This window comes from Mammaliicoccus sp. I-M35, from assembly GCF_022386455.1.
GTDB classification, from domain to species: Bacteria; Bacillota; Bacilli; order Staphylococcales; family Staphylococcaceae; genus Mammaliicoccus; species Mammaliicoccus sciuri_A.
The window spans coordinates 121,721-147,726 of record NZ_JAJNIL010000007.1 but is presented as its reverse complement, the minus strand read 5'-3'; the positions used below and the strand labels follow the sequence as shown (position 1 = coordinate 147,726).

20 protein-coding genes are annotated in these 26,006 nt (G+C 33.3%); 3 read left to right on the top strand and 17 right to left on the bottom strand.

All coding sequences use genetic code 11. The features are described 5' to 3' along the window. Nucleotides 1-151: 151 nt before the first annotated feature. From rlmD to gatC, 6 genes are all read right to left on the bottom strand, one after another. Nucleotides 152-1,525 (bottom strand): 23S rRNA (uracil(1939)-C(5))-methyltransferase RlmD, encoded by a 1,374-nt coding sequence (gene rlmD, locus LQ679_RS09665; RefSeq protein ID WP_239762572.1) that lies wholly within the window; start codon nucleotides 1,523-1,525, stop codon nucleotides 152-154. 60 nt (nucleotides 1,526-1,585) lie between these two features. Continuing rightward, entirely contained in the window at nucleotides 1,586-2,551 is a 966-nt protein-coding gene (locus LQ679_RS09660) for a diacylglycerol kinase (protein WP_025905139.1), read from the bottom strand. A gap of 71 nt (nucleotides 2,552-2,622) precedes the next feature. Next, nucleotides 2,623-4,074 carry a helicase HerA-like domain-containing protein gene (locus LQ679_RS09655; RefSeq protein ID WP_126477104.1) on the bottom strand — a complete coding sequence of 484 codons (1,452 nt, stop codon included), beginning with the start codon at nucleotides 4,072-4,074 and terminating at the stop codon, nucleotides 2,623-2,625. Between the two features lie 668 nt (nucleotides 4,075-4,742). Next, nucleotides 4,743-6,170: an Asp-tRNA(Asn)/Glu-tRNA(Gln) amidotransferase subunit GatB gene (gene gatB, locus LQ679_RS09650; protein WP_037590579.1), complete on the bottom strand. Its 1,428-nt coding sequence runs from the start codon at nucleotides 6,168-6,170 to the stop codon at nucleotides 4,743-4,745. Nucleotides 6,171-6,176: 6 nt separating this feature from the next. After that, nucleotides 6,177-7,643 carry an Asp-tRNA(Asn)/Glu-tRNA(Gln) amidotransferase subunit GatA gene (gene gatA, locus LQ679_RS09645; RefSeq protein WP_239762570.1) on the bottom strand — a complete coding sequence of 489 codons (1,467 nt, stop codon included), beginning with the start codon at nucleotides 7,641-7,643 and terminating at the stop codon, nucleotides 6,177-6,179. Between the two features lie 3 nt (nucleotides 7,644-7,646). Continuing rightward, nucleotides 7,647-7,946, bottom strand: coding sequence for an Asp-tRNA(Asn)/Glu-tRNA(Gln) amidotransferase subunit GatC (gene gatC, locus LQ679_RS09640; protein ID WP_025905135.1), 300 nt, complete (start codon nucleotides 7,944-7,946; stop codon nucleotides 7,647-7,649). A 165-nt stretch (nucleotides 7,947-8,111) separates the two neighbouring features. On the opposite strand from gatC, the gene putP (LQ679_RS09635) reads away from it, so the two are divergent. Together putP (LQ679_RS09635) and putP (LQ679_RS09630) are read left to right on the top strand one after the other, a co-directional pair. Next, entirely contained in the window at nucleotides 8,112-9,641 is a 1,530-nt protein-coding gene (gene putP, locus LQ679_RS09635; RefSeq protein WP_204168129.1) for a sodium/proline symporter PutP, read from the top strand. Between the two features lie 241 nt (nucleotides 9,642-9,882). After that, nucleotides 9,883-11,415 carry a sodium/proline symporter PutP gene (gene putP, locus LQ679_RS09630; RefSeq protein ID WP_275589919.1) on the top strand — a complete coding sequence of 511 codons (1,533 nt, stop codon included), beginning with the start codon at nucleotides 9,883-9,885 and terminating at the stop codon, nucleotides 11,413-11,415. A 740-nt stretch (nucleotides 11,416-12,155) separates the two neighbouring features. Here putP (LQ679_RS09630) and LQ679_RS09625 read toward each other — a convergent pair. The 11 genes from LQ679_RS09625 to LQ679_RS09575 form a co-directional block, all read right to left on the bottom strand. After that, on the bottom strand, nucleotides 12,156-13,343 hold the full coding sequence (locus LQ679_RS09625) for a CamS family sex pheromone protein (RefSeq protein ID WP_037590584.1): 1,188 nt from the start codon (nucleotides 13,341-13,343) through the stop codon (nucleotides 12,156-12,158). Between the two features lie 11 nt (nucleotides 13,344-13,354). Further along, entirely contained in the window at nucleotides 13,355-15,358 is a 2,004-nt protein-coding gene (ligA, locus tag LQ679_RS09620; protein ID WP_037590586.1) for an NAD-dependent DNA ligase LigA, read from the bottom strand. A 3-nt stretch (nucleotides 15,359-15,361) separates the two neighbouring features. Beyond that, nucleotides 15,362-17,542, bottom strand: a complete 2,181-nt coding sequence (pcrA, locus tag LQ679_RS09615; protein ID WP_049320401.1) for a DNA helicase PcrA — start codon at nucleotides 17,540-17,542, stop codon at nucleotides 15,362-15,364. Nucleotides 17,543-17,554: 12 nt separating this feature from the next. Beyond that, nucleotides 17,555-18,238, bottom strand: a complete 684-nt coding sequence (gene pcrB / locus LQ679_RS09610) for a heptaprenylglyceryl phosphate synthase (RefSeq protein WP_159315351.1) — start codon at nucleotides 18,236-18,238, stop codon at nucleotides 17,555-17,557. Nucleotides 18,239-18,732: 494 nt separating this feature from the next. Beyond that, the gene (locus LQ679_RS09605) at nucleotides 18,733-19,431 is read right to left on the bottom strand and encodes a M15 family metallopeptidase (RefSeq protein WP_159315352.1); all 699 of its coding nucleotides are present in this window, start codon (nucleotides 19,429-19,431) and stop codon (nucleotides 18,733-18,735) included. Between the two features lie 234 nt (nucleotides 19,432-19,665). Continuing rightward, a complete protein-coding gene (locus LQ679_RS09600) occupies nucleotides 19,666-19,968 on the bottom strand; it encodes a YerC/YecD family TrpR-related protein (protein ID WP_025905127.1) in 303 nt (100 codons plus the stop codon). Nucleotides 19,969-20,046: 78 nt separating this feature from the next. Further along, complete coding sequence (gene purB / locus LQ679_RS09595) at nucleotides 20,047-21,342, bottom strand: adenylosuccinate lyase (RefSeq protein ID WP_126477110.1); 1,296 nt, start codon at nucleotides 21,340-21,342, stop codon at nucleotides 20,047-20,049. 200 nt (nucleotides 21,343-21,542) lie between these two features. Beyond that, nucleotides 21,543-21,719 (bottom strand): NETI motif-containing protein, encoded by a 177-nt coding sequence (locus LQ679_RS09590; protein ID WP_049320405.1) that lies wholly within the window; start codon nucleotides 21,717-21,719, stop codon nucleotides 21,543-21,545. Continuing rightward, the gene (locus LQ679_RS09585; protein WP_025905125.1) at nucleotides 21,709-22,278 is read right to left on the bottom strand and encodes a DUF2179 domain-containing protein; all 570 of its coding nucleotides are present in this window, start codon (nucleotides 22,276-22,278) and stop codon (nucleotides 21,709-21,711) included. The genes LQ679_RS09590 and LQ679_RS09585 overlap by 11 nt, the downstream gene beginning before the upstream one ends. 64 nt (nucleotides 22,279-22,342) lie before the next feature. Then, nucleotides 22,343-23,164 carry an ammonia-dependent NAD(+) synthetase gene (gene nadE / locus LQ679_RS09580; RefSeq protein WP_037589509.1) on the bottom strand — a complete coding sequence of 274 codons (822 nt, stop codon included), beginning with the start codon at nucleotides 23,162-23,164 and terminating at the stop codon, nucleotides 22,343-22,345. Next, on the bottom strand, nucleotides 23,161-24,636 hold the full coding sequence (locus LQ679_RS09575; protein ID WP_037589510.1) for a nicotinate phosphoribosyltransferase: 1,476 nt from the start codon (nucleotides 24,634-24,636) through the stop codon (nucleotides 23,161-23,163). Before LQ679_RS09575 ends, nadE begins: the two co-directional genes overlap by 4 nt. Nucleotides 24,637-24,780: 144 nt before the next feature. On the opposite strand from LQ679_RS09575, the gene LQ679_RS09570 reads away from it, so the two are divergent. Then, the gene (locus LQ679_RS09570; protein ID WP_025905122.1) at nucleotides 24,781-25,950 is read left to right on the top strand and encodes an MFS transporter; all 1,170 of its coding nucleotides are present in this window, start codon (nucleotides 24,781-24,783) and stop codon (nucleotides 25,948-25,950) included. Nucleotides 25,951-26,006 lie beyond the last annotated feature (56 nt).

Here is a 26,006-nt window from a genome sequence, read left to right as displayed (position 1 = left end):
TTGTATAAAAAGATTTCGTAGTCCCGTCCCGGCAAGGATGACTAGAGTTGAAAAAAGCTTGCTACAAGCGCATTTTCAATTCAGTCAGCTACTGCCAAGATACTAAAAGAGACTGAGACATTCCATTATGTCCCAATCTCCTTAGTGAATTCTATTCTGTTATTTTTTCGATTAAAGCTACTGTTTCGACGTGAGTTGTATGTGGAAACATGTCCACTGGTGTGATTTCTTTTAGTTGATAACCGCTATTTTTCAACAATTCTACATCTCTCACCTGTGTTGCAGGGTTACATGATATATATACTATTCTTTTTGGTGATAATTCGATTAATGTTTCAATAAATGTTTGATCGCATCCTTTTCTTGGTGGATCGACCATTACAACTTCTGGCTTAATACCTTCTTGTTGCCATTTTAAGATAATCTCTTCTGCTTTTCCTGCTTCCCATGTCGCGTTGTCTATATGGTTGATTTGCGCATTTTCTTTTGCGTTTTCTATAGCTTGTTCTACGACTTCCACGCCATAAACGTGTTTTGCTTTTTGTGACATGTATGAACCGATTGTCCCAATACCACAATATGCATCAATGACAGTTTCTTCTCCATCTAATTGTGCATACTCTAGCGCTTTATGATAAAGTTTTTCTGTTTGTGTTGGATTGATTTGATAGAAAGAAGTGTCGGATATTTTAAATTCATATTCAGAAAGTTTATCTGTAATGGTATCTTTCCCATATAAAGTATGTGACGTATGCCCCATAATAACATTTGATTTTTCTAAATTAATATTATGTTTAATGCTGACCACATTTTCAAATTCTGTTTGTATAAAATCAATTATTTTATTTTTATGGCTAAGTTGTTTACTATTCGTCACAAATATAACCATTGTTTCACCAGTATAATAACCAGTTCTCAAGATGATATGTCTTAATTCACCTTTGTGCTTTTGTTCATTATAAATACTGATGTTTGTTTCATCTATAAGTTGCTTAAGTTTCTTCATAATTAAATCATGCTTTTCATCTTGAATCATGCAATGATCTATATTCACAATATCGTGACTTCTTTGTCTATAGAATCCTAGTTCAATTTCACCAGATTTATTTTTCCCGACTGGTATTTGAGATTTATTACGGTAATGCCACGGATTCACCATACCAACTGTGTCGTGAATGATTGTATCTTCAAAATGTGATTTTCTCTTGAATAGATTAATCACTTGTTCTTTTTTCATTTCTAATTGCGCATTGTAACTTAAATGTTGGAGTTGACATCCACCACAAACTTTATAATATTCACAAGGTGGTTCAATTCTGTCCTTTGATGCTTCTTCAATGGAGATTAATTTACCAATAGCAAATTGCTTTTTCACTTTGATGACTTTAAATGAAATGGTTTCATCTTTAATTGCATTTGGTACGAAAATTGGATAACGATCGAATTTTACAACACCATGCCCTTCATGTGTAAAATCGATAACCTCTCCAGTATATATTTCATCCTTATTTACGACTCCTGCCATATTAACTCCCTCTTTCACGATAAACATAGAAAAAAGGGACAAAATAATGTCCCTATGTATTTATTCTTCTGTTTGTTCTTCGTGTAGTCTTTCTCGTTCTCTTTCTACTGTTTCAATTCCGTGCTCTCTCTTAACCCTCTCAAGTTTAGAAAAGACTTGTATATGTTGTTTTAAGTTTAAGAAATTAGCAGGTAATACGCCACCAAATTCACCATCAACATTTAATTGAATTTGCTCAAATGATGAGACATTAATTGTTTTAGCTTTAGTGTAATGAACTTTCGGATGATTGATATGATCACCTCTAGAAGCCAATGTCATAATATGTCCAAGTTCTGCTATATTCACTTTTTCTAATATAAGCAAAGTAAAATTACCATCATTAATATCAGCATCTGGTACAAGCTTTTCAAAGCCACCTATTGAATTCGTTAAGCCAATTAAAAACATCATCGCTTCGCCTTGGAATACATTACCATCATATTCGATACGTATATCAGTCGCTTTAATTTGTGGTAACATCTCTAAGCCTTTAATGTAATAAGCGAGTGGTCCAACCATTGTTTTCAATTTACTTGGCGCTTCATAAGAAACTTCTGTTATTTTACCGCCACCAGCAATATTAATAAAATAGCGATTGTTCATTTTACCAACATCTACTGGTACAAGATCACCTTTAATGATTGTATCTACAGCTTCCATTATATTGTTTGGAATAAGAAGTGCTCTACCAAAATCGTTAACTGTCCCCATAGGAATTAACCCTAGTTTAGGTCGCTTCTTTGCTTCTGCTATACCATTGATAACTTCATTTAAAGTACCATCTCCACCAGCAGCAATGATTACATCATAATCATATTTTAGAGCTTCCCTAGCAGCATGTGTCGCATCTCCAGCACTTGTTGTAGCATGAGCGCTCGTCTCATAACCAGCCTGTTCTAACTTAATTAATACATCAGGTAATGCTCTTTTAAATAACTCTCTTCCTGATGTTGGGTTGTAAATGATTCTAGCTTTTTTCTTCATTATGATCCCTCTTGTATATTCTTATATCTTTATATTAAAGCATATACTAAATATAAGAAAGCAAAAAATAATTAGCGTCTTTTCGTTCCAAATATATTACGTACGATTTCTCTACCAATTTGTCTTCCAACTGTTGATAAGAACTTAGACGTTTCTTTTTGGAATTGTGAAGGTTTTTCTTTCTTCTTAGATGTTGTTTCTTTCTTAGTTGACTGTGATTTCTTAGTTTTTGGTTCTTCTTCAGGTTGCTTTTCAATTTTATTTTGTAACATTTCATATGCACTTTCACGATCAAATGTTTCTTTATACGTTTCATTTAATGGTGCATTATCAATTAAATCTTTTTTTACAGATTCATCGATTACACCAATTTTACTTTCAGGTGGACGAATAAATGCACGTTCAACAATATTCGGTTGACCTTCATCATTTAAGAATGAAATCAACGCTTCCCCTGTTTTCAATTCTCCGATTACTTGAGCAGTATCGAAACTTTCATTTTGACGGAAAGTTTGTGCAGCACTTTTAATCGCTTTTTGATCTTTAGGTGTGTAACTTCTAAGTGCATGTTGCACTCTATTACCTAGTTGTCCAAGCACTGATTCTGGAATATCAATTGGATTTTGAGTTACAAAATAAATACCTACACCTTTAGAACGGATTAAACGTACTACTTGTTCAACTTTTTCAATTAACTCTTTAGAGCTGTCATTAAATAAAAGGTGGGCTTCATCAAAGAAGAATACAATTTTTGGTTTTTCAGGATCGCCTACTTCTGGAAGACTTTCAAATAGTTCAGATAATAACCATAATAAGAATGTTGCATATAATTTAGGCTTTTGATATAAAACAGATGCATCAAGTACATTAATCATACCTCTGCCTGATTCATCAAATTTAATAAAATCTTCTAATTGTAATGCAGGCTCTCCGAAGAACGTTTCAGCACCTTCAGATTCTAATCGTAATAATGCACGTTGAATTGCACCAATAGACGCAGAAGAAATATTACCGTATTTTTCAGCATACTCTGCTCTATTTTCATTAATTTCTTTTAAAAGCGCTTTAAAATCTTTCATATCAATCAGAAGCAGACCACTTTCATCAGCAACTTTAAATACAATATCTAATACACCTAATTGAGTATTATTTAAATCTAATAATTTACCGATTAATAGCGGACCCATTTCTGTGATCGTTGTACGAACAGGTACGCCCGTTTTTTGAAATACATCAAACAACGTTACAGGAAAAGCATTATTTTTGTAATCATCAATTTTCATCATATCAATACGTTCTTGAATCTTATCATTGATAGAGCCAGCCTCTGCAATACTTGATATGTCCCCTTTAACATCTGACATAAAGACTGGAACACCAGCTTTAGAAAATTGTTCAGCCAATACTTTTAAAGTAATTGTTTTACCAGTACCAGTAGCACCAGCAATCAAACCATGTCTATTAGCTTGACCTAATTCTAAATTGATTTCATTTTCATTTTTAGCTATTTTAATTTGCGTCATATGTAATTACGCCTCCATCGTCATTATGATTTAATACTATTGTACTTCAACACACCAACCATGCAAGTAATTAGATATAGAATTTGCAATTTAATAAGATTAAGAATTAATGGTGGCGTACCATTCATAATTCTGAATTGTGGTAGTTATGTGGGCGCTAACTTCCATTATTTCGAATTCTGGTAGTTAGAACGCTGTTACTTCCATTATTCTGAATTCTGGTAATTAGGTGGGCGCTCTCTTACGGACATTTCTCAGAATTCTGTCCCTAACAGCACCTCTTACGGACATTTCTCGGAATTCTGTCCTTAACACCACCTCTTACGGACATTTCTCAGAATTCTGTCCCTAACAGCACCTCTTACGGACATTTCTCGGAATTCTGTCCCTAACAACGCCTCTTACGGACACTTCTCGGAATTCTGTCCCTAACAACGCCTCTTACGGACATTTCTCGGAATTCTGTCCCTAACAACGCCTCTTACGGACATTTCTCAGAATTCTGTCCTTAACAGACCATCTTACGGACATTTCTCGGAATTCTGTCTCTAACAGCACCTCTTACGGACACTTCTCAGAATTCTGTCCCTAACAGCCGTGCCACCAACTCATTCAAAAAAATCTCGTCACGAGTACTTCACTCTGTGACGAGATTTTCATTATATTTATTATCTTTTTTCTAATTCTGATTTTAGTAATTGGTTGACGATTTGTGGGTTTGCTTGGCCTTTTGAAATTTTCATAATCTGACCTACTAAGAAGCCCATCGCTTTGCCTTTACCATTTTTAAAGTCTTCTACTGATTGTGGATTGTTGTCTAATGCTTCTGTAACAAATCCTAATAGTGTTGCTTCATCAGATATTTGTACAAGACCTTTGTCTTTCATAATTTGATGTGCGTCTCCACCGTTTTCAGCTAATTCAGGGAATACTTTCTTAGCAATTTTACTACTCATTGTACCATCTTCAATAAGTTTAATCATACCTGCTAAGTTTTCTGGAGTTAATGCAGTATCTTGTAATTCGATTTGATTTTTATTTAAGTATTCATTAACGCCACCCATTAACCAGTTAGATGTTAACTTAACGTCTGCACCATGTTCAATTGCTGCTTCAAAGAAATCTGACATTTCTTTAGTTAATGTTAATACATGTGCATCATAAGCTGGTAATCCTAATTCATTAACATAACGTTCTTTACGTACGTCTGGTAAATCTGGGATTGTTTGACGTACACGTTCTTTCCACTCATCATCAACGTATAATGGTACTAAGTCTGGCTCTGGGAAGTAACGATAGTCATCTGAACCTTCTTTAACACGCATTAAAATTGTTTCGCCAGTTGATTCGTTGAAACGACGTGTTTCTTGTAAAATTTCTCCACCAGCTAATAATACTTCTGCTTGGCGTTTTTCTTCATGTTCAAGACCTTTACGGACATAGTTAAATGAGTTTAAGTTTTTAAGCTCTGCTTTTGTACCGAATTCTTCTTGACCATATGGGCGTAATGAAATGTTGGCATCACAACGTAATGAACCTTCTTCCATTTTACAATCTGATACGCCTGTATATTGAATAATTGCACGTAATTTTTCTAAGTATGCATATGCTTCTTTAGGAGAACGAATATCAGGTTCAGAAACGATTTCGATTAAAGGTGTTCCTTGACGGTTTAAATCAACTAAAGAATATCCATCTTTATGAGTTAATTTCCCTGCATCTTCTTCCATGTGTAAACGTGTGATACCAATACGTTTAGTTTCTCCATCTACTTCAATATCAATCCAACCATTTTCACCAATTGGTTGATCGAATTGAGAAATTTGATAAGCTTTTGGATTATCTGGGTAGAAATAGTTTTTTCTATCAAATTTAGATTCTTTCGCAATATCCATATTTAATGCCATTGCTGCACGCATAGCCCAATCAACAGCTGTCTTGTTTACAACTGGTAATACGCCTGGATATGCTAAGTCAATAACGTTTGTATTTGTATTAGGTTCCGCACCGAAATGAGCGGGTGATGGTGAAAACATTTTTGATTCTGTTTTTAATTCGACGTGAACTTCTAAGCCGATAATTGTTTCAAAATGCATTCAGTTTCACACTCCTTGTAAAGTTTTATAGTCATCATGTAAGTTATATTGTGTTTCATATTGATAAGCAACTTTGTATATCGTTTTTTCATCGAATGGTTTACCAACAATTTGTAAACCAATTGGACGACCATTTGATTTACCACAAGGAATAGAGATTGATGGTACACCTGCTAAGTTAACTGGAATCGTTAAAATATCATTAGCGTACATTGTTAATGGATCATCAATTTGTTCACCAATATTGAATGCTGTCGTTGGTGCAGTTGGTCCTACGATAACATCATAATCTTCAAATACTTTTTCGAAGTCTTGTTTGATTAATGTACGAACTTTTTGAGCTTTTTTGTAGTAAGCATCGTAATAACCTGAACTTAATGCGAACGTTCCAAGCATAATACGACGTTTAACTTCATCTCCAAAGCCTTCACCACGAGATTTTTTGTATAGTTCTTCTAGTGTATTTGCTGCTTTTGAATGATAACCATAACGGATACCATCAAATCTTGCTAAGTTAGCTGATGCTTCAGAAGATGCAATGATATAGTAACTTGCTACACCGTATTTAGTATTTGGTAATGATACGCGATCAACTGTAGCACCTAAAGATTCTAAAGTTTTAACCGCTTCATTTACTGAATTCTTAACTTCTTCAGATACACCAGATCCAATGAATTCTTCTGGTACAGCTACTTTTAAGCCTTTAATATCTTTACCAATTTCAGACGTAAAGTCTACATCTTCAATCGGTGCACTTGTTGAATCTTGTGCGTCATGTCCAGAAATCGTTTCTAAGATTAACGCGTTATCTTTAACACTACGTGTAATAGGTCCAATTTGATCTAATGAAGAAGCAAATGCTACTAGACCAAAACGAGATACACGACCATATGTAGGTTTCATACCAACAACACCACAGTATGATGCTGGTTGACGGATTGAACCACCAGTATCTGAACCTAATGCAAATGGTACTAAGCTTGCTGCAACAGCTGCTGCTGAACCACCTGATGAACCACCTGGTACGGCTTTATGGTCAAATGGATTAACAGTTGTCTTGAAATAAGAGTTCTCATTTGAACCACCCATAGCAAATTCATCCATGTTAAGTTTACCAACTAAAATACCATTTTCAGCATTTAATTTATTCATAACTGTTGATTCATATATAGGAATAAAGCCTTCTAACATTTTACTTGCACATGTAGTTTCTACACCTTCAGTAATAATATTGTCTTTGATACCCATTGGAATACCAAATAACTTACCTTCCATTTTACCTTCAGCTTGTAATTTATCTTGTTCTTCAGCTTTTTTAATTGCTTGTTCTTTATCTAAAGCTAAGAATGCTTTAATATTTGCGTCGTCTGCTTCTATCGCATCAAAAATATCTCTAACAATTTCAGATGGCTTAATTTCATTATTTTTAATCATTTCTGATAAACGTTCAATTGTTTCATAACGAATTGTCATGCTTTAGTCCTCCTCGTTCATAATTGCTGGAACTTTAAATTGCCCCGCTTCTTTTTCTTTCGCATTAAGTAATGCTTGTTCTTGAGGAATTCCTGATTCACTCTTATCTTCTCTTAGAACATTTTGTAAGTCTAATACGTGGAATGTTGGTTCAACATTTTCAGTATCAACTTCATCTAATTGTCCTGCAAAATTTAAGATCTTTTCTAAAGATTGTGTGAATTCATTGACTTCGTCTTGTGAAACTTCAAGTCTAGCTAAATTAGCAACATGTTCAACTTGCTCAGATGTTACCTTCGTCATGTGCGACGCCTCCTTAGTTAATCTAACATCATATAATTTTAACAAATTTTCATATAAAAATCTAAAGTTATTAAAAATTAACTACATGAAAGCGCATACATTGTGTATAATAAATTATCAGAATTTTTTCTGAATTTTATGTCAATGAGTGAGAGGTGGTTTTTCATGTTTATACTTGGAAATACTTTTAAGAATGTTAAAGTCGAAACTTCTTGGGAAACATACGTCATGATTGCTATTTATTTTGCCATTTTATTAGCAATTGGATTTTATGCTTACAAACGTTCGACAAGTACGCTTGATGAATATATGTTAGGTGGCAGAGATTTAGGTGCACTTGTTACTGCCCTATCAGCAGGTGCTTCAGACATGAGTGGTTGGATGATTATGGGCTTGCCGGGATCTGTATATAGTATTGGTCTATCAGCAACTTGGATTGCGATTGGTCTTACAATAGGTGCTTGGCTTAATTACATACTCGTTGCATCACGTTTGAGAATTTATACTGAACTGACTGATAACGCTATTACTTTACCTGACTTTTTCGAAAAAAGATTATCAGATCATACAAGAATCGTTAAAGTTATTTCAGGATTAGTTATCGTTGTATTCTTTACGTTATACACACATTCTGGAATGGTAGCTGGTGGCGTACTATTTAATAGTGCATTTGGACTAGATTACCATGTCGGTTTATTTATAGCCGCTAGTATTGTTATTTTGTATACACTTTTCGGCGGTTATTTAGCTGTATCATTAACGGACTTCTTCCAAGGTGTCATTATGATCTTAGCATTGGTATTAGTACCTATCGTTGCGTTGTTAAAGTTAAATGGTCTAGACACGTTTAGTGAAGTTGGTGATTTAAAGCCTACGAATTTAGATTGGTTCAAAGGTACAACAACAGTTGGTATCATCAGTTTACTCGCTTGGGGATTAGGTTACTTCGGTCAACCACATATTATAGTACGTTTTATGTCTATCAAAACGCATAAACTAATGCCTAGAGCGCGTAGAATTGGTATTTCATGGATGGCAATTTCTTTATTAGGTGCTTGTATGACAGGATTAATTGGTATTGCTTTTGTTGAACACACTAATATAGAAGTTAAAAACCCAGAAACAATCTTTATCGTGATGAGTCAAATTTTATTCCATCCACTAATTGCAGGGTTCTTCTTAGCAGCAATTTTAGCTGCGATTATGAGTACAATTTCTTCACAGCTTCTTGTAACATCTAGTGCATTAACGCAAGACTTTTACATGTTATTGCGCAGAAAAACGTTACAAGATAAAAGTCATGAAAAGGAATTCGTTCTTGTAGGACGCTTATCTGTTTTACTAGTATCAATTGTTGCGATGTACATCGCGTGGAATCCAAATGATACAATCTTGAATTTAGTTGGTAATGCTTGGGCTGGATTTGGTGCAGCATTTGGTCCTTTAGTTTTATTATCACTATATTGGAAACGTCTAACTAAATACGGCGCGATTGCAGGAATTTTGACTGGTTCATTAGTCGTTATTTTCTGGATACTCATGAAAGATCATGGTGGCATTTTTGAATTTTACGAAATCATACCTGGATTTATTTCAAGTATAATCGTAACAGTTATTGTGAGCTTAATGACGAAACCACCTGTTGAATATGACCTTAAAAAGTTTGACGACATGGAACAAATTTTAAAAAGCTAAAAATTTTTAAAAAAGTTTACATCGTAATTTTATGAGCAAAATAAGTCATATGCATATCCTTTGTAAACATTTACACCGCAAGGCATAGAGCAATATTAAATATGAACAAATTGTGACATCATTCTATATAAATGATAAACTGAATATACGGATAATTTACTTTTTACCCTTTGATTATTATTTCATTTGTGTATAATGGTCAACGTGCAACTTTAAAATATTTAAATAAAGGAGCGGGAATATGTTTATTTTAGGACAAATTGATGCGAGCACTGGAGTTGCTTCAGGCTGGCAAACTTATTTCATGATTATAGTCTATTTTGTTGTTCTATTAGCAATTGGTTATTATGCTTATAAACAATCAACAAGCAATTTAGATGAGTACATGTTAGGTGGCCGTAGTATAGGTCCTTATGTAACAGCATTATCCGCTGGTGCATCCGATATGAGTGGTTGGATGATTATGGGACTTCCTGGTGAAGTTTACAGTATTGGATTATCAGCAACTTGGCTTGCTATCGGTTTAACAGTAGGTGCATGGTTAAATTACATATTAGTAGCACCGAAATTACGTGTATATACTGAACATACTGGAAATGCTATTACGATTCCAGATTTCTTTGAGAAACGTGTTGCAGATAATACACATGCTTTAAAAATTATTTCAGGTATTATCATTGTAGTATTCTTTACACTATATACTTCAGTTGGTATGGTTTCAGGCGGTACTTTATTCGAAAGTGCATTTGGTATGGATTATCGTCTTGGTATTATCTTAACTGCTGGTATCGTTGTAATATATACATTCTTCGGAGGATATTTAGCTGTTTCTCTAACAGACTTCTTCCAAGGTGTGATCATGTTAATAGCGATGGTTATGGTACCTATCGCGGCATTATTAACTTTAAACGGGTTAGATACTTTCCACACTGTAGCAGAAGTTAAACCAACAAACTTAGATTGGTTTAAAGGAACTTCAGTTGTAAGTATCATAGGATTAATTGCATGGGGACTTGGTTATTTTGGACAACCACATATTATTGTAAGATTTATGTCTATTAAATCACATAAACAATTACCAACAGCAAGAAGATTCGGTATCGGTTGGATGGCAGTTTCATTATTAGGTGCATGTTTAGTTGGTTTAACTGGTATTGCATACATTCATGACACGAGCCAAACAATTGATAACCCAGAAACAATCTTCATCTTAATGAGTCAAGTGTTATTCCACCCATTAGTTGGCGGGTTCTTCTTAGCAGCAATTTTAGCAGCTATTATGAGTACAATTTCATCTCAATTACTCGTTACATCAAGTGCTTTAACACAAGACTTCTATAAAATCATAACTAAAAAACGTGGTTATGAACCAGATAGAGATAAAGAATTTGTTATGGTAGGTAGATTTGCAGTATTAGCTGTAGCAGTTGTGGCAATATTACTTGCTTGGACTCCAAACGACACTATCCTTAACCTTGTAGGTAATGCTTGGGCAGGATTCGGTGCAGCATTTGGACCACTTGTATTAATGTCATTATACTGGAAAGGCTTAACGAAAAACGGTGCAATCGCAGGTATGGTTACGTCTTCAATCGTCGTACTATTCTGGATTATGATGAAAAGTCATGGCGGTATTTTCGAATTATACGAAATTATCCCAGGATTCTTCACAAACATCGTCGTTACAGTTATTGTAAGTTCATTTACTAAAAAGCCAGACAAAGAAGTTATTGATAACTTAGATCGTATGAAACGTATCTTAAAAGAAAATTAATATGGAAGAGACTGGTACATATAATGTGCCAGTCTTTTTTATGGAAAAATAGCTGTAACATTGGGGGCTATGTTGCTTGTTTAGGGAGTCTTGCAATATATGGGCGATCTATGTTGCTTGTTTGGACAGTCTTGCAATATATGGGCGTTCTATGTTGATTGTTTGGACAGTCTTGCAATATAGAGAGCGTCTATGTTGCTTGTTTGGACAGTCTTGCAATATAGGAGGCTCATATTTATCTTGTTTGGCCTGTCTTGATAAATACAGAGCTCATATTTATCTTGTTTGGTCAATCTTGATAAATACAGAGCTCATATTTATCTTGTTTGGCTAGTCTTGATAAATACAGAGCTCATATTTATCTTGTTTGGCTAGTCTTGATAAATACAAGGCTCATATTTATCTTGTTTGGCTAGTCTTGATAAATACAGAGCTCATATTTATCTTGTTTCGCTAGTCTTGATAAATACGAAGCTCATATTTATCTTGTTTGGGCAGTCTTGATAAATACAGAGCTCATATTTATCTTGTTTGGGCAGTCTTGATAAATACAAGGCTCATATTTATCTTGTTTGGCCAGTCTTGATAAATACAGAGCTCATTTTTATCTTGTTTGGTCAGTCTTGATAAATACGAGGTCCTGAACATTGCTTGTCGCACCCCACTTGCAATGTTCAGACCCATATTTCCGAAAATACGAAAAGAGTCTAGAACATTTCTGTTCCAGACTCTCTTATTAATTATTTATAAATATGAATTTGTGGTTCGTCATCATCTTTAGTCTTTGTAATTAGTGCTTGTGGTTCTTCTCCGTCTACGATAGATATTTCTAAATCATCTATACCTTTAAAGTATTTTTGAGATAGGTCTGCTACGTACTGAGTCACACCAATTACTTCTGCTTTTCCATAATAATCAAGTGGTACTTTTATTTCTAGTTCTGTCAGTTTATCGTCATCAAATTTACCTGTTCCTACTGATTGTGTAAAGTTAGGGAAGTATTTTTGTAAGTCTTGATTGAACTGTTCAAAATTAGAATTTAAATTTTCATCTAAATCTGCTGCATCGTTTGATGGGATTGTGACATATTTTTGATTCATTTTTTCCCAACTTTTAACGTTTCGCTTACCGCCTTCACTAGAAGCATAAGAAACGAATTTACCTGGTTTGATGTCACCTTCTCCAGACTGTATGAATATACCAAAGTTAATTGGAATATTTTTAAGGTCATCTCTTACACGAAGACGTGAAAGGATTTCTTCAGCCATCTCTTTACCTTTTTTCTCTACTTCTTTATTATCAAGTTTCTTCGTATATGTTTCGCCGTATTCTTCTTTTTGGTAAACATATTCACTATTCATGGCTAAACCAATTGTCATACCAGAAATCTTTTGTTTTTTAGCATCACTTTCTGTGAAGTAATCTTGTTCGATGATATGTGATAAATATGTAGGTGAATTCTCAGCTATTTTTTCAGGATCTGTTTCTCCATTATGAGTTGGATTCAAACCTAAGTTTTCTCTAGCATTATTTTGTTCTTTTTCATCATCACTCATATCTTTAATTTCTGCTTTTGTATATTTAGGTGCTAAATATGCCCTCACAGTATCTTTATCTAAGAATTGGCCATCTCTGTATAAGTAATCATCAGGTGAAAATGTTTGTTTACTTATATCTAACAAACCACTTTCAAATGCTTCACTGTTATAACTAGAAATCATATTATCTTGTGTTAAACCTCTAGCAGCACTTACTTTAAAAGGTAGTAAAGTTCGATAATAATCACTGGAAATTTGCATACCTGTAGAAATTTGCTTTGTTTGCTCTTTTTCTTTATCTGATTTATCTTGATTATCTTTTTGGGTAGTATCTGATGAACATGCTGTAAGCAATATTACAGACGCTAAAATAAGAAATCCTTTTTTCATATCTTTAACCTCTATTCATTGATATTACGATATTTGTTTAACCAATCTTCTTCTGACCAAACTTCTATATTTAATTTTTCAGCTTTTTCAAGTTTGGATCCAGCATCTTCACCAGCAATAACAACATCTGTATTTTTAGTGACACTTCCTGTTACCTTTGCACCTAATGATTGGATTACTTTTGTTGCTTCAGGTCTTGTCATCTCTGTCATTTTACCAGTTAAGACGAATGTTTTTCCAGTAAAATCTGGATGACCTTCAATTTCAGATTGCTTAATACCTGTATAAGTCATGTTAACATTTTTTTGTTTAAGTTTATCGATTAATACTTTTATATCATCATTTTCCATATACGTAACAAGTGATTGAGCCATCTTATGCCCCACATCTGGAATTTCAGTTAAATCTTCTATCGTTACTTCGAATAAACGATCAATTGTTTCATATTTTTCAGCTATTACACGACTTGCTTTTGTACCTAAATGTCTCACACCTAAACCAAATAATAAATGTTCAAGTGATTTTTCTTTAGAAGCTTCTATTGCTGTTAATAATTTATGAACTTTCTTCTCGCCCATTCTTTCCAATGGTAGTAAATCATCTTTAGTTAAATAATATAAATCCGCAACGTCTTTAATTTTATCATTTTGATAAAGTTGCTCGATGATTTTATCTCCTAAACCGTCAATATTCATTGCTTGTCGTGATACGAAATGAATCATACCTTCTACTAATTGAGCAGAACATTTAGGGTTAATACATCTTAATGCAACTTCGCCTTCTATTCTAACCAATTCATGCTCACAACTAGGACAGTGTGTTGGCATATGATAAACTTCACTATCTTCGCTTCTTTCTTCAGCAATACTTTTAACGACTTCAGGGATAATGTCACCTGCTTTTTTGATGACAACTTTATCTCCTATACGGATATCTTTTTCATGGATTAAGTCTTCGTTATGTAATGATGCACGAGAAACAGTTGTTCCTGCCACTTTAACAGGCTCTAATATCGCAGTTGGTGTCACAACACCCGTTCTACCTATACTTAATTCAATATCTGTTAATGTAGTTAATACTTCTTCAGCTGGGAACTTATACGCAATTGCCCATCTTGGTGATTTCTGAGTAAATCCAAGTTCTTCTTGCTGACTTAAATCGTCAACTTTAATGACAATACCATCTATATCATATGATAAATTATTGCGTTGTTCAGTCCACTTACTGATAAAAGATAATACACCTTCTATATCATCAAAAGTTTCTCTTTCTTTGTTTGTTTTAAAGCCAAGTTCATCTAAATTATTTAATGCCTCTGATTGACTATCCGCTTCTATTTCAGTTAAGTCATTAACACTATATAAGAAAATATCGAGCTTTCTTTTAGCAGTTAATTTTGAATCAAGCTGTCTTAATGAACCAGCAGCGGCATTTCTAGGGTTTGCAAATAGTTGTTCACCGTTTTGTTCTTTTTGTTCATTCAAAGAAACAAAAGATTTTCTAGGCATGTATGCTTCACCACGAACTTCAATAGAAAGAGGTTCTTTAATTGTTAATGGAATGGCATGTATCGTTTTTAAATTTTCAGTGATATTCTCACCAGTTGTACCGTCTCCACGCGTTAATCCTTGGACAAATCGTCCGTTTACATACTTTAACGATACCGCTAAGCCATCAATTTTTAATTCACAAGTGTAGCGAACATTGTCTACTTTTTCTCTCACTCTTTGATCAAATCTTCTTAAATCTTCTTCATTAAAAGCATTACCTAATGACAACATAGGTGTGTCATGATTAATTTTTTCAAATTGAGATAACGGTGGTCCACCAACTCTAACTGTTGGTGAATCGTCCGTTTTTAGTTCAGGGTGCTTTTCTTCTATAGAAATTAACTCATGCAATAATTGATCATATTCACTGTCAGGAACAGTTGGATTATCTAACACATGATATTCATGGTTATAACGATGTAACAATTGATGAAGTTCTTTAACTCTTGATTTTAAATCTTCCATAGTTTACTCCCCTTTCTTCTCAATAGGTGCAAATTGTGCTAATAGACGTTTTGGCCCTTCTTTTTTGAAAATGATATCTAATTCAACAGAACCATTTTTATCATTTACGGCACTTACCATTCCTTCACCCCATGATTTATGAGTTACTTTATCCCCAACATTCCATGATGTTTCTGGTTTCTGCTTCGTATTCATACGCCCTGCAAAACTACGTTTAGGTGTTGATGTTTGTTTTTGCTTGAATGATGTTTTTGGTTTCACGCCATCCAGTAAATCTTCTGGAATTTCTTTTAAAAATCTTGATTTTAAGTTCGCTTGAGATCTACCAAACAATGTACGAGTTGTCGCATGAGATAAGTGTAACTCTTCTTCGGCTCTCGTAATAGCCACATATGCAATTCGGCGTTCTTCTTCCATTTCATGTTCTTCACCTGATTGAAGACTTCTAAAGTGTGGAAAAATACTTTCCTCCATACCAATGATAAATACAACTTTGAACTCTAGACCTTTCGCTGAGTGCATTGTCATCAATGTTACACCGGCTTCTAAATCTGCATCATCAACATCTGCAACGAGTGATAAATCTGTTAAGAAGTTCATCAATGATTGCTCTTCAACTGGTGTGTTTTTCTCATAGTCTCTTGGTACTGATAAGAACTCATCAATATTCTCAAGTCTACTTTGTGATTCAATCGTTTGTTCGTTCTCTAACATACGTCTATAACCAGATTTTTCTAGTATTTGTTCTACAATTTCAGTTACTGATAAGAACTCTTGTTGTTGCATAAAGTTGTTCATCATCTCATAAAATGCTGCGCCTTCTTCAGTAACTTTTTTAGATAAACCGATAAAATCAACTTCTCCTAAAGCATCAAAGTAACTTAATTGATTCATCGCTGCATATTGAGCAATTTTTTGAACTGATGTCGGTCCAATACCTCTTTTAGGTACGTTAATGATTCTTTCAAAACTAATATCATCATTGCTATTTGAAATTAATCTTAAATAACTCAAAATATCTTTAATTTCTTTTCTGTCATAGAACTTTGTTCCGCCAACCATTGTATAAGGAATATTAGATTTTAAGAACGTTTCTTCAAGTACACGTGATTGCGCATTTGTTCGATATAACACGGCTATATCTTGGTTTTTATAGCCTTCTTGTTTTTTCTTTAATATTTGACGAATAACATATTCTGCTTCATCTCTTTCAGTTGTTGCTTCATAATATTTTATCTTTTCGCCTGAGTTATTATCCGTCCATAATGCTTTAGGTTTACGTTCAGCATTATTACGAATCACTTCATTTGCTGCAGTTAAAATCGTCTTAGTTGATCTATAGTTACGCTCCAAGAAGATTGTTTGTGCATTCGGATAATCTTCTTCAAATGACAAAATATTTTTAATATCTGCACCTCTCCAACCATAAATAGATTGGTCAGAGTCTCCTACGACACATATATTTTCAAATTTACTTGCTAATAAATTAACGAGTGTATATTGTGCTTTGTTAGTATCTTGATATTCGTCAACATGAATATATTGGAATTTATTTTGGTAATATTCCAATACTTCAGGCACTCTATTAAATAATTGAATTGTCATCATGATTAAATCATCAAAGTCTAATGCATGATTTCTAAGTAATTTTTCTTGGTAGCCTTTGTATACACTAGCAACCATATTGGCATGAAAATCACTTGCTTCTTTTTCAGCATCTTCTGCTGTTTTTAATTCATTTTTTAAATTAGAAATCGCACCAATAAATGTTCTTGGGTCATATTTTTTACTATCTATATTTTGCTTTTTCAATATTTCTTTAATCACTGATTTTTGGTCAGTCGGATCTATAATTGTAAAGTTTCTTTCAATTCCAATACGGTCAATGTCTCTTCTTAAGATTCTTACACACATTGAGTGGAATGTAGATATCCAAATACTTTCAGCTTCAGGACCAACTAAATGGCTAATTCTTTCTTTCATCTCTTTAGCTGCTTTATTAGTAAATGTAATTGCCAAAACATTATAAGGAGAAACATCTTTCTCATCTAATAAATACGCAATTCTGTGCGTTAATACTCTCGTTTTACCACTACCTGCACCTGCCATAATCAGTAATGGCCCTTGAGTTGTTTTGACTGCTTGTTTCTGTTCGTCATTCATTCTATCTAACAATGCGTTCATAAAAACCTTCCTTTATTGTTTTACTTTTACTGTTTGTAAAGCTTTTTTCAAATCTTCATAAATGGCATTACCGACTACAATTATGTCAGCATATTCTGCCATTTCTTTCGCTTTTTCTAAATTATCTATACCGCCACCATAAATAAGTCGGGCGTTTTCTAAATGTTCTTTAACAGCTTTAACCTCTTCCACTTTTCCATACTTACCACTGTATTCTAAATAAAAAATAGGTAAATGATAAAGTTTATCTACCATTCTTGCATAACTGATTAAATCTTCTTCATCTAAATCTGTATTCGCGCCTGTCAATTGCGCTACTTTACTGTCTTCATTCATGACAACATAGCCTTCTAAGAAAATTTCATCAAAATCCATCATATAGCCATATTCCTTAACAGCTTTTTGAAGCAGACCATTATGGAAATCAACATTATTACTATTTAAAACACTTGGTACAAAATAAAAATCAAAGCCAGGCACAACACTTTCAATATTAGAAATTTCAAGTGCACAAGGTAGAGGATAACGTCTAATTCTACTCATTAAATTTAGTACATTATCTTCCGTAACATCATCAGTACCGCCAATTATAATAGCATCCGTACCAGATTCACATATTTTCATTAAGTCCTCATCTGATATAGATTTCGCTGGATCTAATTTAAATACGTGACTCCACAAATTTATATCGTACATACTTAAACTCCTTTAATTATCATAAGATTAATTATAGCATTTTTAAGTTTAAATTCCGAAATGAAATAGGACAATTATCATAAAAAAAGAAGCGAAAAATTTCGCTTCTTACATTGATTAAGATACGGTTAAGATGAAGATATATATTTGTGAAGTTGCGAGGTGTGAGTTGGGTATCTCTTGGCTTTACTCAGGACTTAAGCCATGACTTTGGCTATCTCTTGGCTTTATTCACCACTTAAGCCAAGACTTCAGCTATCTCTTGGCTTTACTCACTCATTAAGCCACGACTTTGGCTATCTCTTGGCTTTATTCACACATTAAGCCATGACTTTGGCTATCTCTTGGCTTTATTCACCACTTAAGCCATGACTTTGGCTATCTCTTGGCTTTACTCAGGACTTAAGCCACGACTTGAGCGATTTCTTGGCTTTATTCAGCATTTAAGCCATAACTCGGACGATCTCATGACTATATAATCTCATTTATAACTTCTATTTACCGTAATCAAAGTATTCTTCTAATGTTGTGTCTTGCTTATAAATTTTTTCTGCTAATTCTTTACCGACATATCTTAAATGCCATGGTTCATATTGGTATCCTGTTATTTTTTCTTTGCCTAATGGATATCTAATGATAAATCCGTATTGATGTGCGTGTGTTTTAATCCATTTTCCTTCGTTTGTATTACCGAATGACTTTCTAAAATCATCAGTGGCTGAGTTTGAACCTACATCAAATGCTAATCCTGTCTGATGTTCTGATTGTCCTGGTTTAGCACTATATTGGTTGGCCGCTTCTTCACCATCTCTTGCTACATAATCATTATATAGTTGTTTTTGATTTTCATAAGAACGATAGCCGCTTCTAAATACTAAGTCTAAACCTTCATTCGTTCCATCTTGAATCAATTTATTTAATTGATTTCTTGCAGTACTATTTTCACCTGGGGCATAATCATGTGGTAAGCCTACTTTTTTGTTTACAAAAACATGTCCATCAACATAAGTGATGCCATCTTTCTTTGTCACTTTATGTTTCTTTTGTTCTTGCTTTTTAGATTTTTGTGCAGTCTCTTTTTTATCTTTTTGAGTATGTTCTTCTTTAGTTGATTGCTTATCTGTATTCTGATCATCACTACATGCGCTTAATACTATAGTAGATATGCCAATTATTAAAAATAATTTCTTCATGCGTAAAGCTCCTTATTTCATAAAATTTACTATTATTATACGATTTTAACCAATTAAGAGACTGAGACATAATAAAATGTCTCAGTCTCTCTTAGTCATTTGGCAGTAGATGACTGAATTGAAATGCGCTTGTTTCAAGCTTTTTCAACTCTAGCCATCTTTGCCGGGGCGAGACTACGAAATCTTTTTCACAAATTAAATTTCTGTCTCGCTCCCCCTCATACATATTTATGATTATTTTTCGAAGTCAATATTCATTCTTTCAAGAATCATCGTATATGCATCATTACCCCATTGCAATGAGCGTTTAACTCTTGAAATTGTTGCAGTTGAAGCACCTGATTCTTTTTCTATATGAGCATAAGTGTATCCTTGTTTAATCATTTTAGCCACTTGTAATCTTTGTGACAATGACTGTAATTCATTTACTGTACATAAATCATCAAAAAATTGATAACATTCTTCTCGAGTTTCTAGTGTAAGAACTGCATCAAATAGTTCATCTAATGCTTTTCCTCTTAATTTTTCAATTTGCAAAAAATCAACCCCTGTTTAATATAAGTTCATTAATTGCATTTTAACGCACTAACCTATTAAAGTACAGTAAAACGTGTCTTATTCTATACCTGCTCTTCTGAATATTGTATCGACTTGATTTAAATGGTGTTTCTCATTGAAGCATTCATCTAATTCATCAGCACTTAACAAGTTTGTAATTTTTTCATCTTGTTCTACTAATGTTCTAAATGGTGTTTGAGTTTCCCATGATTCCATTGCTTTTGGTTGAACGATATCATATGCTTCTTCTCTTACCATACCTTTATTAATTAACGTTAACATAACACGTTGTGAATAAATTAAACCAAATGTTTTATCGATATTACGCTTCATGTTTTCTGGATATACTGTTAAACGATCGATGATATTAGTAAATCTGTTTAATGCATAATCCAATGCGATTGTTACGTCTGGTAACATAATTCTTTCAGCAGATGAATGTGAAATATCTCTTTCATGCCATAATGGTACATTTTCATAAGCAGTCGTAATATATCCTCTAATCACACGTGCTAAACCTGTCACATTTTCTGAACCAATTGGATTACGTTTATGAGGCATTGCTGAAGAACCTTTTTGACCTTTAGCAAAAGCTTCTTCAACTTCACGAGTTTCAGTTTTTTGTAAACCACGAACTTCTACTGCAAATTTTTCAATAGATGTTGCGATTAATCCTAATGTCGCAATGTAATACGCATGACGATCACGTTGAAGTGTTTGCGTAGAAACTGGCGCACAACCTAAACCTAATTCAGTACATACATACTCTTCAATTTCTGGTGGAATGTTTGCAAATGTACCAACTGCACCACTCATTTTTCCAACTTCAATTTCTTCACGAACTCGTTTAAATCTTTCTAAGTTACGTTTCATTTCTGTATACCATAGTGCCATTTTAATACCAAATGTTGTTGGTTCAGCATGTACACCATGTGTTCTACCCATCATTAAAGTCGTTTTATGTTCAATTGCTTTATTTTTTAATACTTCTAAAAATCTTTCTAAGTCTTTTTCAATGATTTCATTTGCTTGTTTAATGACATAACTTAAAGCTGTGTCAACAACATCTGTTGAAGTTAAACCGTAATGTACCCATTTACGTTCTTCACCTAAAGTTTCAGAAACTTGTCTTGTGAATGCCACAACATCGTGACGAGTTTCTTGTTCAATTTCTTTAGCTCTATCAACGTCGACCTTAGCATTTTGTCTTATAAGCTTTACATCTTCTGCAGGAATGTGTCCTAATTTACTCCATGCTTCACAAGCTAGTATTTCAACTTCTAACCAAGCTTCAAAACGATTTTGTTCTGTCCAAATATTAGCCATTTCTTCTCTTGAATAACGTTCAATCATTGATAAATTCTCCTAACATATTTTAGTCATTTATAGTATAACAGACTTCTTCGAACACGTACATTGTTTATAAAAAATACAAAATTGTTCGTGATTTATAATTTTATTCCTAATATCTTTCATTATATATTGTAACAGTAGGAGAATAAACTAAAAGTAGAAAAAAATCTGGGCCACATTCTCATGTCCCAGATTTATAATCATTCTTTGATTTTCTTACCTACGAATTGTATTTCTTGTTTGAGAACTTCAATGTCACCATTTTCTTTCTCAATAAATACAGGTTTTTCAAATCTTTTTACAGGTGTATAACCTTGAGCTTTCATTCTTTTTAGACACATTTCAATCGTTTCGTTGTCTTCTACTCTAAACTTCATCCGTATCATACGCCTTTAATTTTTTGCTTCGTACACCTTTAACCCAGAATCCACCGTGTATATTCTTAGGTTCATAAGCGATTACAAAGGCTTTAGAATCCAATTGTTTAATTGTATCCATTAATTTTAATTCGAATCTACGTGGTGTTAAAATTTGCATTACTAAGCGATCACCATCTCGTCCTTTAGCAACGTAATGTGTAACACCGTAACCTAAATCTCGTAACGTTCTTGGTAAATCTGTTTCATATTCAGCTGTTGTAACATTTACAACAATATATCCTAATGCAATTTTCTCTTCTATCTTCATGCCGACAATGATGCCTGCAGCAAATCCAAGCGCATAAGCTAATATATTCTGAATTTGGTCAAGACTATTAATTACTAAACCTAACCCGATAACATAAACAACTACTTCAAGTACACTAACAGCAGCGGCCACATATCGATATCCTTTTAATGTTAAAATTGTTCTCATTGTTAAACAGGATACATATACTATATTAATGACAAATATAGATAGCACCATTAACCATGGATTATCTAATATAGCTGACATTTAAACCCTCCATAAATCAAAATACTGGAATCATTTTATCAAGCAAACTTATGAAAGTCACGAATTATTTTGGCCATGTATAACGGTTATAAGGCATTTCTCTTTTATGCGCATTTCTTACATAGTGATTTTGAATAATTTCTTGATCTTTTTCACTGATTTTTTTACCTTCTAAGAAGTCATCAATTGCATCATATGTCACGCCTAACGCTTCTTCATCTGGTAAAGCCGGTTTATCTTCTTCTAGATCAGCTGTTGGTACTTTATTGATTAAATGATCTGGACCACCTAAATATTTTAAAATTGCTTTACCTTGGCGTTTATTAAGTCCGAATAACGGTGCAACATCACAAGCACCATCTCCAAATTTCGTATAGAAGCCTGTAATATTTTCAGCAGAATGATCCGTACCAAGTACAAGTCCGCTATTAGCAGAAGCAATTGAATATTGAACTTTCATACGTTCTCTCGCTTTTTCATTTCCTTTTTGGAAATCAGTTAATTCTACACCCGCTTCTTTCAACGATTGAATACTCGCGTCCACTGCCGGTTTAATATTGACTGTCACACGTTTACTTGGATTGATAAAGTCTAATGCATCTTGTGTATCTTGTTCATCAAATTGTTCGCCATATGGTAATCTTACAGCGATAAATTCATATTGATGATTTTCTTCAGCATTTAATTCATCTACTGTTAATTGCGCGATTTTACCTAATAATGTTGAATCTTGCCCGCCAGAAATACCTAACACTAAAGATTTAACAAAGCTATGTGCTTTAACGTAAGATTTTAAAAACTGCTTAATTTCTTCATATTCCTTTTTGGGATCAATTGATTTTTTAACATTCATTTCTTTGACAATGATTGATTGTAAATCTCTCATGACTCTTCCACATCCTTTATCGCTTCTGCTACTCTTTCAGCTACATCGAATATCTTTTTATTTTTATTATCCCAACATGCTTTACTCAAATCTACTGGATATTCTTCAGGATTTAAGTAACGTTTATTTTCTTCCCATAGTATATCTAAATTATTAAAAGCAAATTCCCTAATTTCTTTAATTTCTGGAAGTGTGTATACACGTTTACCATCTTTAAAAATGTCATGATGTAAATCGACAGCTTTAAAATGTTTGATATATTTCATTTTATAAGTATGAACTGGATGGAACATTTTTAGTCGTTCTTCTTTATTCGGCTCTTCATCTTCTAAAGTAATATAATCGCCTTCAGATTTATTCGTTTTAGTATTGATAATTCTATAAACATTTTTCTTACCTGGTGTTGTAACTTTTTCAGCATTGTTAGAAATTTTGATGCGATCTGATAATTCGCCATTCTCTTCTTCGATTGCTACTAGTTTATATACAGCACCTAATGCTGGTTGATCATATGCTGTAATCAGTTTTGTACCAACACCCCATGCCGTTACTTTTGCACCTTGTGCTTTTAAACTTGTAATCGTTTGTTCATCTAAATCATTTGAAGCGAAGATTTTTGCTTCTGTAAAGCCAGCTTCATCTAACATTCTTCTTGCTTCTTTAGATAAATAAGCGATATCTCCAGAGTCTAGTCGAATACCGATAAAATTAATTTTATCTCCTAATTCTTTCGCTACTTTAATCGCATTTGGCACACCTGATTTTAAAGTATGGAAAGTATCTACTAGAAACACACAATTTTTATGTCTTTCAGCATATTTTTTAAACGCTGTATATTCATCATCGTATGTTTGAACCATTGAATGCGCATGTGTTCCTGAAATCGGAATACCAAATAATTTACCAGCTCTGACATTACTTGTAGAATCAAATCCACCAATCATTGCTGCTCTAGCACCCCAAATCGCAGCATCCATTTCTTGCGCTCTTCTAGTACCAAATTCCATTACTATTTCATCACGAACAACTTGTTTAATTCTACTTGCTTTAGTCGCAATTAACGTTTGGAAATTCACGATATTTAAAAGTGCTGTTTCAATGAGCTGTGCTTGTATAAGTGGCGCTTCTACTCTAATGAGTGGTTCATTATTGAAACAAAGTTCCCCTTCTTTCATTGCTCTAATATTCCCTGTAAATCGCAATGACTTTAAATAATCTAAATAATCATCTTGATATCCAACTTCTCTTAAATATTCAATATCTGACTCTGTAAATTTAAAATGCTCAATAAATTGCACAATTCTTTCTAATCCACTAAAAATAGCATAGCCGCTATTAAATGGCATGCTTCTAAAATACAAATCAAAAATAGCAGTACGCTCATGAATACCATCATTCCAATAAGTTTCACCCATATTGATTTGATATAAATCCGTGTGTAACATCAAACTATCGTCTTCATATTTATACATTATTCAATACTCCTCAGGTTATCTAATTTTATATTATTTTATCATACTTTTTAAATTAAAAATTAAAAAGTAACTTAAATATATCAAGTCATTTACCTCTGTGATAAAATACTAAAGATGTAAAATTTAGAAGGAGGCATACAAATGAAAAATTCTTCATTCAAAAAATTATTTATTATACTTTCAATTATTGTAGCTGTCTCTGGTTTTTCACAAGGAATGCTCTTACCACTTATATCGGTCATCTTTGAACGTAATGGTATTTCAAGTTCATTGAATGGTTTGCATGCAACTTCATTATATATAGGTGTATTCTTGTCATCATTCTTTATCGAAGGGCTTGTTAGAAAGTCTGGGTTTAAATATATGATATTAGTTGGTGGAGCCATAGTTGCCTTATCTTTATTGTTATTTCCAACTTTAAAGACATTATCTATTTGGTTTATTTTAAGACTATTAATTGGAATTGGTGATAATATGTTGCACTTTAGCACGCAAACTTGGTTAACACATATTACACCTAAAGAAAAATTAGGAAGAACGATTTCTGTTTATGGTTTCAGTTTCTCAGCAGGTTTTATGTTAGGGCCCCTTTTAGCTAAACTTGTAGATGTTTCGGAAGCTTTACCATTTATCCTTTCAGCAATACTTTCATTAATAACAATTTCATTAGTCCTTTTAATACACAATGAATTCCCTTCATCTAATGTTAGACCAGTCAGTATATTAAATACGTTAAAAAATTTTGGAGATGTTATAAGAACATCATGGATAGCGTTTATGTTTCCACTATTATATGGATTATTTGAAGCAGGATTACATAGTAACTTCCCTGTTTATGGTTTAAGAAATGGACTTGATGTCACAAGTATTACATTAATCTTACCTGCATTTAGTCTCGGTGCTATTCTTTTCCAAGTTCCATTAGGCATGTTTAGTGACATTCATGGTAGGAAGAAAGTATTAACTGGATTAACATTAATCGGCAGCATCGTGTTTATGTTAGGTGACTTTTTACCAACGAGTACATTTATTATGATGGGATTATTCTTAATTGCCGGATTATTCACAGGATCATTTTATGGATTAGGTGTAAGCTTTATGACAGATTTAACACCAAAGCATAATCTACCAGCTGGTAATTTAATGATAGCCATGTCATTTAGTGTCGGTAGTATCATTGGTCCAATGCTTGGAGGAACGATTATACAATTATCAAACGGCACAATATTCTTTACGATGATTGCTGCATTTGTATTTATCGTGTTTATTCTATTACTTATTCATAGAACACCTACAAAAGTTGAAGCGTAATTTAAGTAATTAATAAAAATTAAAATCGCATCGCTATAATATAATTTAAACCCATA

Coding starts and splice junctions, on each gene's coding strand:
- LQ679_RS09590 (WP_049320405.1), bottom strand. CDS start 21,719: ATGAAGTTTAGAGTAGAAGACAACGAAACGATTGAAATGTGTCTAAAA.
- LQ679_RS09585 (WP_025905125.1), bottom strand. CDS start 22,278: ATGTCAGCTATATTAGATAATCCATGGTTAATGGTGCTATCTATATTT.
- rlmD (WP_239762572.1), bottom strand. CDS start 1,525: ATGGCAGGAGTCGTAAATAAGGATGAAATATATACTGGAGAGGTTATC.
- LQ679_RS09655 (WP_126477104.1), bottom strand. CDS start 4,074: ATGACGCAAATTAAAATAGCTAAAAATGAAAATGAAATCAATTTAGAA.
- pcrA (WP_049320401.1), bottom strand. CDS start 17,542: ATGAACGCATTGTTAGATAGAATGAATGACGAACAGAAACAAGCAGTC.
- LQ679_RS09575 (WP_037589510.1), bottom strand. CDS start 24,636: ATGTATAAATATGAAGACGATAGTTTGATGTTACACACGGATTTATAT.
- putP (WP_204168129.1), top strand. CDS start 8,112: ATGTTTATACTTGGAAATACTTTTAAGAATGTTAAAGTCGAAACTTCT.
- gatA (WP_239762570.1), bottom strand. CDS start 7,643: ATGACAATTCGTTATGAAACAATTGAACGTTTATCAGAAATGATTAAA.
- LQ679_RS09605 (WP_159315352.1), bottom strand. CDS start 19,431: ATGAAGAAATTATTTTTAATAATTGGCATATCTACTATAGTATTAAGC.
- gatB (WP_037590579.1), bottom strand. CDS start 6,170: ATGCATTTTGAAACAATTATCGGCTTAGAAGTTCACGTCGAATTAAAA.
- LQ679_RS09625 (WP_037590584.1), bottom strand. CDS start 13,343: ATGAAAAAAGGATTTCTTATTTTAGCGTCTGTAATATTGCTTACAGCA.
- LQ679_RS09570 (WP_025905122.1), top strand. CDS start 24,781: ATGAAAAATTCTTCATTCAAAAAATTATTTATTATACTTTCAATTATT.
- purB (WP_126477110.1), bottom strand. CDS start 21,342: ATGATTGAACGTTATTCAAGAGAAGAAATGGCTAATATTTGGACAGAA.
- ligA (WP_037590586.1), bottom strand. CDS start 15,358: ATGGAAGATTTAAAATCAAGAGTTAAAGAACTTCATCAATTGTTACAT.
- pcrB (WP_159315351.1), bottom strand. CDS start 18,238: ATGTACGATATAAATTTGTGGAGTCACGTATTTAAATTAGATCCAGCG.
- LQ679_RS09660 (WP_025905139.1), bottom strand. CDS start 2,551: ATGAAGAAAAAAGCTAGAATCATTTACAACCCAACATCAGGAAGAGAG.
- putP (WP_275589919.1), top strand. CDS start 9,883: ATGTTTATTTTAGGACAAATTGATGCGAGCACTGGAGTTGCTTCAGGC.
- nadE (WP_037589509.1), bottom strand. CDS start 23,164: ATGAGAGATTTACAATCAATCATTGTCAAAGAAATGAATGTTAAAAAA.
- gatC (WP_025905135.1), bottom strand. CDS start 7,946: ATGACGAAGGTAACATCTGAGCAAGTTGAACATGTTGCTAATTTAGCT.